Raw genomic sequence first — 15,217 nt, forward strand, 5'->3', positions numbered from 1 at the left:
CCACTGATCCGGCGGATGGGGTTTAGCCCAGCCCGCCCATATGGAAGCTTTTCATCTCGAGATATTCCTCGATGCCGGCCTGCGCGCCTTCGCGGCCGAGGCCGGACTGCTTGACGCCGCCGAAGGGTGCCACCTCCATCGAGACCGAGCCGGTGTTCAAGCCCACCATGCCGAACTCCAACGCCTCGCCGACGCGCCAGGCGCGTTTCAAATTCTCGGTGTAGAAGTAGGAGGCAAGTCCGTAGGGTGTGCCGTTGGCCAGCGCGATCGCTTCCTCTTCCGTCTCGAAACGGAAAAGCGGCGCGACCGGGCCGAACGTTTCCTCGCCGGCAAGCTGCATGTCCTTTGTGGCGCCCGTCAGCACCAGCGGCGCGACATACTGAGATCCTTCTGGCAGGGCGGCCTGCTTCTCAGTGACGATCGCAGCACCCTTGGCGAGCGCGTCCGCGACGTGGCGGTTGATTTTCTCGACCGCCGCCATGTTGATCATCGGTCCGATGACGACGCCGGGCTGCGTGCCGGGCCCCACCGTCATGGCGTTGACGCGAGCGGTGAGCTTCGCGGCGAAGGCGTCATAGACACCGGCCTGGACGACGATGCGGTTGGCGCACACACAGGTCTGGCCGCCATTGCGAAATTTCGAAACGAGCGCGCCCTCGATGGCGAGGTCGAGGTCGGCGTCGTCGAAGACGATGAAGGGGGCGTTGCCGCCGAGTTCGAGGCTGAGTCGCTTCACGCTGTCGGCGGCGCCGCGCATCAGCAGCGAGCCGACCCGCGTCGAGCCGGTGAAGGAGATCTTGCGCACTGTCACGTTCGCCATGATCTCGTTGCCGATTTCCGCTGGCATGCCAGTGACGATGTTGATGACGCCGGCGGGAATGCCGGCCCGTTCGGCGAGCACGCCGAGCGCGAGCGCCGAATAGGGCGTGAACTCGGACGGCTTGATGACCACGGTGCAGCCTGCGGCCAGCGCCGGCGCGACCTTGCGGGTGATCATCGCGTTGGGAAAGTTCCACGGCGTGATGATGCCGCAGACACCCACCGGCTCCTTCAGCACGATGATGCGGCGGTCCGGAGTGGGCGAGGGGATGGTGTGGCCGTTGATGCGGCGCGCTTCCTCCGCGAACCATTTGACGAAGGAGGCACCGTAGCGGATCTCGCCCTTGGCTTCGTCCAGCGGCTTGCCCTGTTCCGTGGTCAGGATCAGCGCCAGATCGTCGAGATGCGCCAGCATCAGGCCGTGCCAGGCTTCGAGCAGCGCCGCGCGTTCGGCGTTGGTCTTCTTCCGCCAATCCCGATAGGCGGAAGCCGCGGCTTCTATCGCCGCACGCGTCTCCGCGCCGGCCATGTCGGGCACTATGCCGATTGCCGACTGGGTCGCCGGGTCGAGCACATCGACCGTCTTGCCGGAGCCGGCAGCAACCCACTTGCCGCCGATCAGGCCGGCTTCGCGAAATAGACTTTTATCGTTCAGGCTTTTCATCGGAAACGACCTTGCAATCAGGTGAGAGCGGCGTCGACGGCGGCCGTGATGGCCCCCGTTCTGTCCTTGCCGGGAATGGTGCCTATGCCGCGCGCGGTTGTCGCTTCGACGGCTTTCATGATGCGGCCAGCGGCGGCTGTTTCGCCAAGATGTTCGAGCATCATCGCGCCGGACCAGATGGTAGCGATCGGGTTGGCTATGCCGAGATGCGCGATGTCGGGCGCCGAGCCGTGCACCGGCTCGAACATCGACGGCGCCGAACGGTCAGGATTGATGTTGGCGGAAGCGGCGTAGCCGAGCCCGCCCTGGATCGCCGCGCCGATGTCGGTCAGTATGTCGCCGAACAGGTTCGAGGCGACGACCACGTCGAGGGTCTCGGGCGCCATGATCATACGCGCGGCGAGCGCGTCGACGTGATAGCTGGTGACAGTGACATCGGGATAGTCCGCCGCCAGCTTGCGCGTGATCTCGTCCCAGAACACCATCGAGTACTTCTGCGCGTTCGACTTGGTGACGGAAGCGAGCTTGCCGCTCCGCGCCCGCGCCTGTTCGAAGCCGAAGCGCAGGATGCGCTCGACGCCGGGGCGGGTGAAGATCGAGGTCTCGACAGCCACCTCGTCCAGCGTGCCTTGATGCACACGCCCGCCGGCGCCCGAATATTCGCCTTCGGTGTTCTCACGGATGCACAATATGTCGAAGCTTTCGGCCCGCAGCGGTCCCGTCACACCCGGCAGCAGGCGATGCGGCCGGATGTTGGCGTACTGCACGAATGCCTTGCGGATCGGCAGCAGTAGGCCGTGCAGCGACACCGAATCCGGCACTTCCGCCGGCCAGCCGACGGCGCCGAGAAGAATGGCGTCGAAACCGCGCAAGGTTCCGATGGCGTCTTCCGGCATCATGCGGCCGGTGTCCCGGTAGAACTTGCACGACCAGGGGAATTCGGTTCCGGCAAGTGCGAAGCCGGCATGGTTAGCAGCCGTCTGCAGCACGGACCATGCGGCGGCAGTCACGTCGATGCCGATGCCGTCACCGGGGATCAGGGCGATCGAATAGGACTTCATCGGCATCTCTCTAGAGGCTGATCAGGACGCTCTTGGTCCTGCGATTGGCGAGATAGGCCTCGCGGCCAAGGTCCTTGCCAATGCCGGAGCGCTTGTAGCCACCGGTCGGCAGGATGTGGTCGCGCGAGCGGCTGTAGCGGTTGACCCAGACGGTGCCCGCTTCGAGCTTACGTGCGAAGCGGATGGTGCGCGACAGGTCTGACGTGAACAGGCCGGAAGCCAGCCCGTAGGTCGGATGGCTGGACAGCGCCAGCGCCTCTTCCTCGCTCTCGAAGGTCTGGACGGTCAGGACCGGGCCGAAGATTTCCTCGACGATGGCAGGATTGGCCTGGTCGACATCCGCGATCAGCGTCGGCTCGTAGAAATAGCCGGGATGGTCCATGCTATTGCCGCCGGTCAGGCATTCGCCGCCGGCCGCGACCGCGGCGCGCACGATGCTGTCGATACGCGCCCGCTGCCGTTCCGAGATGATGGGCGAATATTGCGTCGTCGCGTCCCAGGTCGGGCCGGGTCGCACCGCCTTCATCTTCTCCAGGATAGCGGCCGTCAGCCGGTCGGCGACGCGCTTCTCGACGATCAGGCGTGTCGCGGCCACGCAGGCCTGGCCGGCATTGAAGGTGACGCTGCCGGCGATCGCGGAGGCCGCCTTGTCGAGATCGGCATCGGCAAAAACGAGCTGGGGGCTCTTGCCGCCGAGTTCCAGCGTCATTGGTTTGACGCCGGTGCGGGCGACATTCTCCATGATAGCCGAGCCGGCGCGGGTCGAGCCGGTGAAGGAGACCTTGGCGATGTCGGGATGGCCGGTCAGCGCCGTGCCGGTGGTTGGACCATCGCCGAGCACCACGTTGATCAGTCCCGCCGGCAGGCCGGCTCTCACGGCGAGTTGCGCCAGATAGACGGCCGAGAAGGGCGTCATTTCCGACGGCTTCAACACAACCGCATTGCCGGCGGCCAGCGCCGGGCCGAGCTTCCAGCCGGCCATCGAGACGGGAAAATTCCAGGGCGTGATCGCGCCGACGACGCCATAGGGCTCGCTCATGATCATGCCGAGGCTAGCATCGTCGGTCGGCGCGAGCTCGCTGCCTTCCTTGTCGGCGAATTCGGCGAAGAAGCGGATCTGTTCGGCGGTGATGGCGATGTCGCCGGCGACGAGCTGGCCGACCGGCCGCGTCGAGCTCAGCGCCTCGATCCGGGCCAGCGTCTCGGCTTCCGCCTCGATAAGGTCGGCCCAGGCCTGGAGTGCCCTGGTGCGCTCGCGTGGCCGGACGCCGGCCCAGTTGCTGACCTTCAGTGCTGCCTTGGCGCTGTCCGCCGCACGCTCGATCAAGTCAGGGCCGGCTACGGGGCAGTCCGTATAGGATTTGCCGTCCGACGGGCGACGCATCCCGATCACGCCCCCGGCCGGGATCAGTTCCCCGCCGATGAAATGGCCGACGGGGAGGGGAATTGTATCGGGATCGAAGCTCAGGCTCATCGACAACCACTCTGCGGCACCGGCTGGAGCCTAGCGCGTGGCGCCACGCAGCATGCGCTGTTCGGCGTTCCGCCACCGACGAATGTTGCGTGCCAGGCACGAGGGACGGCAAAATCTTCCGCGCGACGACGTGCCTCGCTATCCGACGGTCACGTAGATCTTGCGCACCGTTTCGATGGTCCTCCAGACACCGGTGAAGCCGGGCTTCATGACGAAGCTGTCGCCGGCGCGGTAGGTCACCCTCTCGCCGGCGTCCGGTATGATCTCGATCACGCCGGAGAGAATGTGGCAGAACTCGAAAGTCTCGCCCTTGATCGAGCGCGTCTCACCCGGCGTCGCCTCCCAGACGCCGGTATGGACGAGATCGTCCTTGGCGACATCCTGCGCCCAGGTCTTGAAGGCTGGGTCGCCGGCAATCAGCCGCTCTGGCAGCGCCCTGGATTCGCGCGGCGAAAAGGCTGGGTTGGTATCGACGGTCTTGAGCAGGGACAAGGGATGGCCTTTCTGGTTGGATTTCAATAGCCGCGCGACCGGTCGACAAGCCCAATCGGCTCAAGGCCGGCACGGTGGCGCCGGATGTTGTCGATGACGGCGCGTGCCGCGGTCACGGGCTGGGTGACGCTGGCGACATGCGGGGTGAGGATGATCTTCGGATGCGACCAGAGCGGATGGTCCGGGGGCAGGGGTTCGGGATCGGTCACATCGATCATCGCCGCCGAGAGCTGGCCGCTGTCGAGCGCGGCGACCAGCGCTTGATGGTCGATCTGCGGCCCCCGGCCCGTATGAACGAGGGCCGCGCCTTGCGGTAGCTTTGCGAACAGACCGGCATTGAGAAATCCGCGCGTGTCTTCGGTCAGCGGCAGCAGGCAGATCAATATGTCGCTGGCCGCCAGCATCGCCTCCAGCCCAACCTCGCCGTGGTGGCAGGTCACGCCGTCGATCTGGCGCGGCGAACGGCTCCAGCCGGCGAGCGGGAAGCCGAACGGTTTTAGCCGTTCGAGAACCGCCTGGCCGAGTTGGCCGAGGCCGAGCACGCCGATCCGGCGCGACCCGGCCTGGATCTGCGGAATGTCCAGCCATTCGCCGGCCCGCTGCTGCGCCAGATAGGCGGGCAGGTTGCGGTGCAAGGCGAGCACGGCCAGCGTCACATATTCCTGCATCATGCGCACGATGCCTTCTTCGACCATGCGCACGATCTTCACCGTCGCGGGCACCGCATCAAAGCGGAACTGGTCGACGCCCGCGCCAATCGAAAACAGGATTTCCAGGTTATTGTAGCGGGCGAGATTATCCGGCACGGTCCAGGTGATGAGGTAGCGCACGGCGTTGGGATCGACCGTTGCGGCATCCGTGGCGAAGGCAACGTCCGGCAAGTCCTGGGTAAACGCATCTGCAAATATTGCAGCGCGTCGCGCATCGGAATTGAACAGGAATGTCATCCAGGCTTCCCTTCAACCCGCGCAACGCGCAGCCAGCGCTTCGATCATGCGCTGGCAGGCGGTGAGTTCGCCGGCGAGAATATATTCGTCCGGCTTGTGGGCGCGGCCGATATCGCCGGGACCGCAGATGATCGCATCCAGGCCGGCGGCCTGGTAGAGCCCGGCCTCGGTGCCATAGCTGACGGCGGCAAGCGGTGCCTCGCCCGTCAACTCACCCAGCAGCGCCGCCAGTGCTGCGTCCTGCGGCAGCGACAGCGCTGGATAGGCGCTCATCGGCGTCCACTCGACCAGATACCCCTTGGCGGCAAGCGCCTCGGCCCGCGCTTTGACCGGCGCGAGCAGGCTCGCCGGATCGACGCCCGGTATGGCGCGCGCCTCCAGGTCCAGCGTCGAGCTGTCGGGGATGATGTTGACCTGATGTCCGCCAGCGATCACGCCGGCCTGCAGCGAAGAATAGGCTGGCTCGAAGGTTGGATCGAACGGGCCATGTGTAAGCCGTTCGGCCTCGCTGACGGCCGCGTTCAGTGCCTCGGACATCGCATGGATGGCGTTGAGCCCGAGATCGGGCCGGGAGGAATGACCGGAACGCCCCTTGATGGTGATACGGGCGGCCGCCTTGCCCTTGTGGCCGCGCACGGCGCGCATGCCGCTCGGCTCGCCGACGATGACGCCGAGCGGCTTGGCGCAGAATTCGGGAAGGCGGGCGATGAGGTGCGGCACGCCGCGGCAGCCGATCTCCTCATCGTAAGAGAACGCGAAATGGATCGGCCTGGCGAGGCGCAGCCGCGACAGAGCAGGCACCGCTGCCAACGTAGCGGCAAGGAACCCCTTCATATCGCTGGTGCCGCGTCCGTAGAGCCGCTCGCCGTCGCGGCGCAACGCGAAAGGGGACGAACTCCACTGCGGCTCGCCGGCGGGGACAACGTCCATATGGCCCGAGAGGATATACCCGGGGACGTCGGCAGGACCGATCGTCGCGAAGAGATTGGAGCGGTCGCCTTCCGGCCCCGGAAGCAGGGTGACCGTCGCTCCCTGTTCCGACAGGTAGGACTCGATCCAGCTGGCAATGTCGCCGTTCGGCTTGCCGGCCACGGATGGAAAGGCGATGAGACGGCCGATTATGTCGAAGACGTCCATTCCAGACCTCAAAATATTCTGGGTTTGGGCATTTGGCACTCCGGTTCGTCGGGCCGATACGCTCAACAATGTGCGCGTTCCTTCGCGATTGCGTGCCGAAAGCGGAAGTGTTTCAGTTGAATCTTGCGTTGGCGCGTGGCTTTCGAACAGATCATATCGGTCCGATTGTTTAGCGTCGGCGGGGCAGGAGTGGCCGTTGTGGACCTCTCCATAGCGGCAATGGTTTCAGAGGCATGGAATTGAAGCCGTCCGAAAGCTTGAAAATCGATGCCTTCTCGATGCGCGTCAGCGGCATCGAAGACGTCGACCTGGACCGGTTGCACGCGCTCTCGCTGTCGGTGAATTGGCCGCACCGGGCCGAGGACTGGCAATTCCTGCGCGACGTGGGTGAGGGTTTCGTGGTGCTCGACGAGATAGGGCGCGTTCTCGGCTCGGCCATGTGGTTCAGACATGGCGCCGATTTCGCGACCGTCGGCATGGTCATTACCTCGCCGCGCCTGCAGACGCTGGGCGCGGCGCAATGGCTGATGAAACGGATATTCGACGAGGTCACCGGGCGTGATCTGCGGCTTAATGCAACCCGGGCCGCAAAGCGGCTCTATCTCTCGCTCGACTTCCAGCCGGAAAAGACCGTCTATCAATGCCAAGGCATAGCCCGCGCGCCAACGATGGCCGGATCCGGGACGCGGGGCGACATCCGGACTCTGGACGCGAAAGATATCCACGCCGTCATCGCGCTCGACGCGGCGGGATTTGGTGTGAGGCGTGAGGCGCTCATCGAAAAGCTTTTCGCGCACTCGGTCGGCTATGGCCTTTTCAAGGGCGACACGCTCAGTGCTTTCGCGCTCTGCCGGCCGTTCGGGCGAGGCCATGTCGTGGGGCCTGTCGTGGCGGAGAGCGACGCCGACGCTGTGGCGATCGTCCAACCGCATGTGGCCGGCCATTCCGGGTCTTTCCTCAGAGTCGATACCCATATGAAAGACGGCGAATTCGCCGCCTTTCTAGCGCACAGCGGAATGCCGGTCTATGACACCGTGCTGACCATGTCGATCGGCAAACGCCTCGCCGATTTTTCGGTCGGCGGTGCAGCCACACCGATGACATTTGCCCTCGCCAGTCAAACTCTCGGATAAGGTCAGCCGAGGACGCGGGCCGTCGCCGCTGCCCCAGCCTTGGGCGACGGCACTTTTCGAGACACAGGATTTAGGGAGGCTGGTCTCTTGTCGTTGAGGATATCCTTTTAAAATCAATACTTTAGGGCTCTGACGACTTGCGCGCAGGGCTTCGAAGCTCAAAACAAGAAAAAACCCAGTTAGATCAGTGGCCTGGCTGGACTAGGACAGTCGAGCGGGCATCATCCCACTTTCGCAGCTCGCACAGGGAATCATTCCTTCGACTTTTAGGCGGTCACGCAACCATACGGAACGATGCGGGAAGATTTCGGATTTTGTCCCACGAAAGCCCAATAGATCAACGGTTTTCGTACCTCCTCCGCGCCCACCAGCGATGTTGCTCTATGGCGTCGGGCTCCGGCTGCACCAAGGGCAAAAAGTTGCCTCGAAGTGCTACATATTGTGATACAAATTTCCGATAAAGAAGCTAAAAAGATAAATAAAAACATTATCTTGGTGTTGGAATAGATCTAAGCCAACCGGGCCACCAGATGAGCTTCTCGCTGCTGGCCGATCCTCAATCTTTAAGGGATTGTCCTGACGTGAAGAATGCTCAAGCTGGGCTAGCTTCGGGGCGACCATCAGTGACCGCTACTAGGCCGAAGGTCGCGCCCTAATTCAACCCTTAGACCGTGTGAATCGCTCGCGTACTGCCGCGAGGCGTTTGTCCTTCGTCCGAAGATCCTGCATAGCGCCGTCCAGGTAATCGTATAGCGGACGCAATGCCTCACCTTGGTCGCCTTGGGCGACGATTTCGGCAACGCGGTCGAGAGCCCGTCCGATGCGCTCCGAAGTGATCGGACGACGAGTAGTCGAATACGGTCTCATGATAACGTCCTTCTAAAAGGCACTAGTTCAGCATCTACTTTAGGCGGATTTGCATCATGGGAGAAAGGATGACGTCTTCGAAGGGGGAACGATGCTCTATTCGGTGCCCCGAGGGCCTCTGAACGCGCTGTGACCTTCGCCGCCATCACACCTGTTCTTATCCGGCCGTGCCCGTAGTCCAGCGCGAGCCGCGGTTTACGTCCCCACTTTTTTGCTTCAATGACGTAAGGCAAGACCGGTGTCGGCTCGTAGTTGCGCCCAAGGCATACCGATGCGATTCTGCCTGCGACGCGTTATCGACGCTTGCGCGAGGCCAATGTGATGCTCCTGGCTGTCCACCATGTCGCAATCATCTGCAGCGACTATGAGACGTCCAAGCAGTTCTACACGAGCAAGCTTGGTTTCGTCATTCTCGCCGAAAAGTGGCGCCCCGAAAGGCGGTCTTGGAAGTGCGACTTGCGTCATGGCCTCGTCCAGATCGAATTGTTCAGTTTCCCGGATCCGCCGAGTCGGCCCAGCAGGCCCGAGGCCTGCGGATTAAGACATATTGCCTTCGTGGTCGCGTCGGTCGAGGCAACTGCCGCGCTGCTTCGGTCGCGAGACGTTGACGTGGAGCCAATCCGAACAGACCCCTACACTGGGCGCTTGTTTACCTTCATCGCCGATCCGGACGGACTCCCGATCGAACTTTACGAGGCCAGCGCCGTGTGAGCTGAACGAACGCGCCTTCGGCGACTGCATAGACCTTCGGGCGCTCCGATGGCCAGGCAGCCTCGTTCCGATGCAGAAATGTGCCTGGCTTCCTGCTGCGTTCAGCCTCGAGGGACCGCGCGATGGCGAGGTGCTTGTCGAGATCAAGGCGACCGGCATCTGCCACACCGACGAATTCACGCTCTCGGGCGCCGATCCCGAAGGCATCTTCCCGGCCATTCTCGGCCATGAGGGCGCCGGCGTGGTGGTCGATGTCGGCAAGGGCGTTACCTCTGTCAAGAAGGGCGACCATGTCATCCCGCTCTACACGCCGGAATGCCGGCAGTGCCCGTCCTGCTTGTCGCGAAAGACCAATTTGTGCACCGCCATCCGCGCCACCCAGGGGCAAGGCCTGATGCCGGACGGTTCGTCGCGCTTCTCGATCGGCAAGGACAAGATCTTTCACTATATGGGCTGCTCGACCTTCTCCAACTTTACGGTCTTGCCCGAGATCGCGGTCGCCAAGGTCAATCCCGACGCTCCCTTCGACAAGATCTGCTACATAGGCTGTGGCGTCACCACCGGCATCGGCGCGGTCATCAACACCGCCAAGGTCGAGCAAGGTGCCACCGCCGTCGTCTTCGGCCTCGGCGGTATTGGCTTGAATGTCATCCAGGGCCTGAAGCTTGCCGGCGCCGACATGATCATCGGTGTCGATTTGAACAACGACAAGAAGGAATGGGGCGAGCGGTTCGGAATGACGCATTTCGTCAATCCGAAGGAGATCGAGAGCGACATCGTCCCCCACCTCGTCAACATGACCAAGCGCGGTGCCGACCAGATCGGCGGCGCCGACTACACCTTCGACTGCACCGGCAACACCAAGGTGATGCGCCAGGCACTGGAGGCTTCGCATCGCGGCTGGGGCAAATCGGTCGTCATCGGCGTCGCCGGCGCTGGCCAGGAGATTTCGACAAGACCATTCCAGTTGGTCACCGGCCGCAGCTGGATGGGCACCGCCTTCGGCGGCGCGCGTGGCCGCACCGACGTGCCCAAGATCGTCGACTGGTACATGGACGGCAAGATCCAGATCGACCCGATGATCACCCACACGCTGAAGCTCGAAGACATCAACAGGGGCTTCGACCTCATGCATGAAGGCAAGTCGATCAGGAGCGTGGTGGTTTATTGAAGGAGGTTCGAATTCGCTTCGTCGACCCTGAGAAGTCGACGATCCATCGAATACGGAACTTTGGTGAGGATCTTTGGCGCAGCTTTCGCGAAGAAAAGCGCGTCACGATCAATCTGGAGGAGATCGATCGGGCGCATGATCAGGTCGCTTACCTCGTGCATGGACATTTTCTAAGGAGGAGTCTGACCGAAGTACATCGCCTGCTGAAGGTGCACTTCATGGAAAATGAGGTCGTCATCGAGACATAATCGAGATGACAAACAGGGAGGAATAAAAATGCCTGAGAAACTGCATCCGAAAATCGACAATGGGTTGCCCAGGGAAAGCGCGAGCTTTGCCGGCGGCACGCTGGTCTGCGCCTGCACCAGCAAGCCGGTCAAGGTGAAGGTCAAGGGACAGATCGCCCACAACCATGCCTGCGGCTGCACCAAATGCTGGAAGCCTGAAGGGGCTGTATTCTCGGTGGTGGCGGTTGCCGGTACCGGCGACGTCACCGTCACCTAGAACGGTGACAAGCTGAAGGTGGTCGACCCCTCAGCGCTGATCCAGCGCCATGCCTGCACCGGCTGCGGCGTCCACATGCATGGGCCGGTCGAGCGCGACCATCCATTCAAGGGCCTGTCCTTCATCCATCCCGAGCGTTTCCAGGAGGACGGCTGGTCGCCGCCGGGCTTCACCGCCTTCGTCTCGTCGATCATCGAATCGGGCGTCGACCCCAAGCGTATGGACGGCATCCGGGCCCGGCTGAAGACAATCGGGCTGGAGCCTTATGACTGCCTCAATCCGGGCCTGATGGACTACATCGCCACCTGGACGGCGAAGAAGTCCGGCGCGCTGCCCGCCTGACAAATTGCGGTCCGGTTCATGGGCGGTAGAGATACGCCAGGCCGAAGGTTCTGTGTTCCCAAACTAACGAGCCTCCAAGCAAGGCGTAAGACCGGCGGCGCAGTCGAGCCAGCGCAGCTCGATCGCGTCGCCGGTGCGGTTTCAAGGCGCAGAGCCGGGAGCGGTCCGGCCGGTGGCTATACCTGATTGAGATTATCAGGACGAGAGGCAGAGTTGATGAAGGTCGTTTCTACGTCGAAATCGCATAGCGGCACCCAGGGCGTCTACTCGCATGCTTGCGAGGTCTGCGCCTGCGACATGACCTTTGCCGTCTTCGTGCCGCCGCAGGCCAGGGATCGGCTGGTGCCGGTGCTTTGGTATCTGTCCGGCCTCACCTGCACGCACGCCAATGTCATGGACAAGGGCGAATACCGGCGCCTGGCATCCGAACTCGGGCTGGTCGTCGTGTGTCCCGACACCAGCCCGCGTGGTCCCGACGTTCCGGATCAAAAGGACAATTGGCAGATCGGCTGCGGCGCCGGCTTCTATCTCGACGCGACAGAGCAGCCTTATGCGAAGAGCTACCGCATATACTCCTAGATCACCGAGGAATTGCCGGCGCTGGTCGCCGCGAATTTCCCGGTCGACATGTCACGCCAATCGATCTTCGGCCATTCGATGGGCGGGCACGGCGCGCTGACGATCGCGCTGAAGTATCTTGAGTGCTACCGAAGCTGTTCGGCCTTAGCGCCGATCGTGCAGCCGTCGAGCTGGTCGCGGCCAGCCTTCGAAAAATATCTCGGACAGGACTAGAAGAGCTGGCGCGCCTACGATGTCACACTGCTGATCGAGGACGGTCGTCGCTTTGGCGAGTTCCTGGTCGACCAGCGCATGGCCGACGGATTTCTTCAGGATGGGCTGCGGCCTTGGCTGCTCGAAGAGGCCTGCAAAAACAATAGTTTGTCGCGATGGCTGATCCCCGGCCAACTGGATCAAGCAGAAGCACTTCGCACTTATGCTTCGCGAACTCAGCGTGATGAAGGTCCAAGTGATCGGTCTGGAGTCACGCAGCATGGTCGAGGGGGTTCAAAAACCCTTTGTGCGTCTGCCGGATGGACCGAGGCGCCTAAATGCTCATCTGTTTCTGTGGGGATACCTGTGGGGTAGGCATCTTACAGACTGCCTAACCCGTTGTTTTTTCTGGTCGGAGTGGCAGGATTTGAACCTGCGACCCCCTCGTCCCGAACGAGGTGCGCTACCAGGCTGCGCTACACTCCGTGACCAGACCGCGGGCTTATAGCCGCCACACTTCGTTCCTGCAAGCGGCAATGGCAGCACTTCTGTCGCATTTCGTGCGCTTTCGTCGGGGCTTGCGGGAAAGCTCGGATTTCCATCCGGGATAAACGCGGCTTAAAGCCTTGTGTGCTAAGCCGCTGCCTCGATAGATCGTGTTTCTGTCTCCTGGAGCCCTGCTGTCTTGCCCCCAAAAATCGTTGGCGAAGCCTGGCCCAACAGCTTCGAATTCGAAACCGCGGCGCTGATCAAGGCATCCGGGTTTCGTGAATATGATGCGCGCTGGTGGTTCGGTCATCCCGGTTCGACGGTGCCGCCGGAACTCAATCTGATCGGCGTCCAGGCGCTTGGCATGGGGCTCGGCACGCTGATCCGCCGTCTCGGCGCCGGACCCGACATCGTCACCGGGCATGATTTCCGGTCCTATTCGCTTGGCATCAAGCTAGCGCTGGTTTCCGGGCTGATGGCGGCCGGCGCAAGGGTGAAGGACATCGGCCTGGCGCTGTCGCCTATGGCCTATTTCGCGCAGTTCGCACTGGAGACGCAGTCCGTCGCCATGGTCACCGCCTCGCACAACGAGAACGGCTGGACCGGCGTCAAGATGGGAGCCGCGCGGCCGCTGACCTTCGGGCCTGAGGAGATGACCGCGCTGAAGGCGATGGTGCTCGCCGGCGATTTCGACCTTACAGGCGGCGGCTCCTATGATTTCGTCCGCGATTTTCGCGCCACCTATCTCGACGACATAGTCGGGGACAAGCGCATCACACGCAAGCTCAAAGTGGTCGCTGCTTGCGGCAATGGCACTGCCGGCGCCTTTGCCCCGGAAGCCTTGCGGCGCATCGGTTGCGAGGTGATTCCGCTCGATGCCGAACTCGACCATACCTTCCCGCGCTACAATCCCAACCCGGAGGACATGCGGATGCTGCATGCCATCAGGGACAAGGTGCTGGAGACAGGGGCCGATGTCGGTCTGGGCTTCGATGGCGACGGCGACCGCTGCGGTGTCGTCGACAATGAAGGCAACGAAATCTTCGCCGACAAGGTCGGCGTCATGCTCGCGCGGGATATTTCGCGGCTCCATCCGGGTTCGACCTTCGTCGTCGACGTCAAGTCGACCGGACTGTTCAACACCGACGCGGTGCTGCGCGCCAATGGCGCCGTTACCGACTACTGGAAGACCGGCCATTCCTACATTAAACGCCGCGTTGCCGAACTCGGCGCTGTCGCCGGCTTCGAAAAGTCTGGCCATTTCTTCTTCAACCCGCCGATCGGCCGCGGCTATGACGACGGGTTGGTCACGGCAATCGCCATCTGTCAGATGCTGGATCGCAACCCGGCCAGTTCGATGGCCGATCTCTACCGTGCGCTGCCGCTGACCTTCGGCACGCCCACCATGTCGCCGCACTGCGCGGACGATGTGAAATACGGCGTCGTCGAACGGGTGGTCTCCGATTTTCAGGCGATGCAGCGGGACGGTACCAGTTTCGCGGGCCAGAAGATCATGGACCTCGTCACCGTCAATGGCGTCCGCGTCGTCGCCGAGGACGGCACCTGGGGTCTGGTGCGCGCCTCGTCGAACAAGCCGGAACTGGTCGTGGTCGTCGAAAGCCCGGTCTCGTCCGAGCGTCGCCGGCAGATGTTCGATGCCGTCGACGCCGTGCTGCGCCGCAGTCCGGAGGTCGGCGCCTACAACCAGACTTTCTAGGTCAGCGCCCCGCTGCGGGCGCTGCGGCCGTCAGCACGCCCCAGTCAAAATCGCGCGCCCAGTCGGCAAAGCCGTGCCAGCGCACCTCCGCAAATTCCCGGTGCAAGGCGGCGATATCGACGTCGTAGCCGACGCGGTCGAACCATTCGAACATCAGCGCCGCGTCCTCGCTCTGCTGGCGGGCGACTGCGATCGGGATTTCCTGATAGCGGATCTGGTGGCCGATGGCGCCGGACAGGATTTTAGCCTGCTCTTCGCCTGACAATTCGTCGCCGGCGAAATCGAAGCGTTTGCCGAACACTTCTTCCCGCCGCTCGACCAGAGCGGCCACGAAGGCGCCGATATCCACCAGCGAGACGAGCTGGAGGACGCGCTTGGGTGGCATGGCGAAGGCATGGATGCCTTGGTTGAGCGCACCGATCGACCACGGCGCAACGGCATTCTCCATGAAGGCCACCGGCGCGCTGATCGAATAGGGAATGCCGAGCTGCTCGATATGCCTCTCGACCAGATATTTGCTTTCGAAATGTGGGATGCCGGTGTTCTTGTCGGCGTCGGCAACGGAGGAATAGATCAAGTGTCCGACGCCGGCGGTCTTCGCCGCATCGGCGGCTAGGATCCCCAGACGGGTCTCTTCCTCGAGACCGGCCTCATAGCTGTTGCCCATCAGGAACATGGTGTCGACGCCTTTTGCGGCGCTCACGACCGAGCCCGCTTCGGCGAGATCGCCGGCCACCACCTCGGCGCCCGCCGACGCCAGTTGCCGCGCGCCCTCGCTGCCCGGCTTGCGCGTCAGTCCCTTGACGTGATGGCCCCTGGACAACAGCGCACGCGCTACCGCGCCGCCTTGCTGGCCCGTGGCGCCGGTGACAAGAATGTTTCGTTTGCTGGTCATTTCGTCTGCTCCTTTTTCTCTGT

The 15,217-nt window shown here is 62.9% G+C and carries 12 protein-coding genes, 1 tRNA gene and 2 pseudogenes; 7 read left to right on the forward strand and 8 right to left on the reverse strand.

Annotated features, from left to right (window positions below; translation table 11 throughout):
- Positions 1-22: 22 nt before the first annotated feature.
- The 6 genes from EN804_RS11955 to argE all read right to left on the reverse strand — a co-directional run bounded on the left by EN804_RS11955 (position 23) and on the right by argE (position 6,594).
- Positions 23-1,483, reverse strand: a complete 1,461-nt coding sequence (locus tag EN804_RS11955) for an NAD-dependent succinate-semialdehyde dehydrogenase (protein ID WP_135919484.1) — start codon at positions 1,481-1,483, stop codon at positions 23-25.
- A 17-nt stretch (positions 1,484-1,500) separates the two neighbouring features.
- Positions 1,501-2,544, reverse strand: a complete 1,044-nt coding sequence (locus tag EN804_RS11960; RefSeq protein ID WP_127280398.1) for a tartrate dehydrogenase — start codon at positions 2,542-2,544, stop codon at positions 1,501-1,503.
- A 10-nt stretch (positions 2,545-2,554) separates the two neighbouring features.
- A complete protein-coding gene (locus tag EN804_RS11965) occupies positions 2,555-4,018 on the reverse strand; it encodes an aldehyde dehydrogenase family protein (protein WP_135919486.1) in 1,464 nt (487 codons plus the stop codon).
- A 138-nt stretch (positions 4,019-4,156) separates the two neighbouring features.
- Entirely contained in the window at positions 4,157-4,510 is a 354-nt protein-coding gene (locus EN804_RS11970; protein ID WP_135919488.1) for a cupin domain-containing protein, read from the reverse strand.
- Positions 4,511-4,533: 23 nt separating this feature from the next.
- Entirely contained in the window at positions 4,534-5,457 is a 924-nt protein-coding gene (locus tag EN804_RS11975) for a glyoxylate/hydroxypyruvate reductase A (protein ID WP_135919490.1), read from the reverse strand.
- Positions 5,458-5,469: 12 nt separating this feature from the next.
- Positions 5,470-6,594: an acetylornithine deacetylase gene (argE, locus tag EN804_RS11980; protein WP_127277640.1), complete on the reverse strand. Its 1,125-nt coding sequence runs from the start codon at positions 6,592-6,594 to the stop codon at positions 5,470-5,472.
- A 233-nt stretch (positions 6,595-6,827) separates the two neighbouring features.
- Between argE and EN804_RS11985 the strand changes: the two genes are divergently transcribed.
- The 6 genes and pseudogenes from EN804_RS11985 to fghA form a co-directional block, all read left to right on the forward strand.
- The gene (locus tag EN804_RS11985) at positions 6,828-7,727 is read left to right on the forward strand and encodes a GNAT family N-acetyltransferase (protein WP_127277642.1); all 900 of its coding nucleotides are present in this window, start codon (positions 6,828-6,830) and stop codon (positions 7,725-7,727) included.
- Between the two features lie 1,188 nt (positions 7,728-8,915).
- Positions 8,916-9,305 carry a VOC family protein gene (locus tag EN804_RS11990; protein ID WP_135919856.1) on the forward strand — a complete coding sequence of 130 codons (390 nt, stop codon included), beginning with the start codon at positions 8,916-8,918 and terminating at the stop codon, positions 9,303-9,305.
- A gap of 70 nt (positions 9,306-9,375) precedes the next feature.
- Entirely contained in the window at positions 9,376-10,476 is a 1,101-nt protein-coding gene (locus tag EN804_RS11995) for an S-(hydroxymethyl)glutathione dehydrogenase/class III alcohol dehydrogenase (protein ID WP_348642046.1), read from the forward strand.
- On the forward strand, positions 10,473-10,724 hold the full coding sequence (locus EN804_RS12000) for a hypothetical protein (protein WP_135919493.1): 252 nt from the start codon (positions 10,473-10,475) through the stop codon (positions 10,722-10,724). Before EN804_RS11995 ends, EN804_RS12000 begins: the two co-directional genes overlap by 4 nt.
- A gap of 28 nt (positions 10,725-10,752) precedes the next feature.
- A pseudogene (gfa, locus tag EN804_RS12005) lies at positions 10,753-11,322 on the forward strand (S-(hydroxymethyl)glutathione synthase).
- Between the two features lie 216 nt (positions 11,323-11,538).
- Positions 11,539-12,252 (forward strand): annotated as a pseudogene (gene fghA / locus EN804_RS12010) (S-formylglutathione hydrolase); the annotation flags it as partial.
- Positions 12,253-12,502: 250 nt separating this feature from the next.
- Here the strand turns inward: fghA and EN804_RS12015 are convergent.
- Positions 12,503-12,579, reverse strand: a tRNA-Pro gene (locus EN804_RS12015).
- Positions 12,580-12,778: 199 nt separating this feature from the next.
- Between EN804_RS12015 and EN804_RS12020 the strand changes: the two genes are divergently transcribed.
- Complete coding sequence (locus tag EN804_RS12020; protein ID WP_135919495.1) at positions 12,779-14,299, forward strand: phosphomannomutase/phosphoglucomutase; 1,521 nt, start codon at positions 12,779-12,781, stop codon at positions 14,297-14,299.
- Between the two features lies 1 nt (position 14,300).
- Here EN804_RS12020 and EN804_RS12025 read toward each other — a convergent pair whose 3' ends face one another.
- Positions 14,301-15,194, reverse strand: a complete 894-nt coding sequence (locus tag EN804_RS12025) for an NmrA/HSCARG family protein (protein WP_135919497.1) — start codon at positions 15,192-15,194, stop codon at positions 14,301-14,303.
- Positions 15,195-15,217: the final 23 nt, after the last annotated feature.

Source organism: Mesorhizobium sp. M8A.F.Ca.ET.161.01.1.1 (assembly GCF_004792105.1).
Classification (GTDB): Bacteria; Pseudomonadota; Alphaproteobacteria; order Rhizobiales; family Rhizobiaceae; genus Mesorhizobium.

Excerpts from the sequence above, each read along its gene's own strand:
- EN804_RS11960 (WP_127280398.1), bottom strand. The coding sequence starts at position 2,544 with ATGAAGTCCTATTCGATCGCCCTGATCCCCGGTGACGGCATCGGCATC.
- EN804_RS11965 (WP_135919486.1), bottom strand. The coding sequence starts at position 4,018 with ATGAGCCTGAGCTTCGATCCCGATACAATTCCCCTCCCCGTCGGCCAT.
- argE (WP_127277640.1), bottom strand. The coding sequence starts at position 6,594 with ATGGACGTCTTCGACATAATCGGCCGTCTCATCGCCTTTCCATCCGTG.
- EN804_RS12025 (WP_135919497.1), bottom strand. The coding sequence starts at position 15,194 with ATGACCAGCAAACGAAACATTCTTGTCACCGGCGCCACGGGCCAGCAA.
- EN804_RS11995 (WP_348642046.1), top strand. The coding sequence starts at position 9,376 with ATGCAGAAATGTGCCTGGCTTCCTGCTGCGTTCAGCCTCGAGGGACCG.
- EN804_RS11975 (WP_135919490.1), bottom strand. The coding sequence starts at position 5,457 with ATGACATTCCTGTTCAATTCCGATGCGCGACGCGCTGCAATATTTGCA.
- EN804_RS11990 (WP_135919856.1), top strand. The coding sequence starts at position 8,916 with ATGCTCCTGGCTGTCCACCATGTCGCAATCATCTGCAGCGACTATGAG.
- EN804_RS11985 (WP_127277642.1), top strand. The coding sequence starts at position 6,828 with ATGGAATTGAAGCCGTCCGAAAGCTTGAAAATCGATGCCTTCTCGATG.
- EN804_RS11955 (WP_135919484.1), bottom strand. The coding sequence starts at position 1,483 with ATGAAAAGCCTGAACGATAAAAGTCTATTTCGCGAAGCCGGCCTGATC.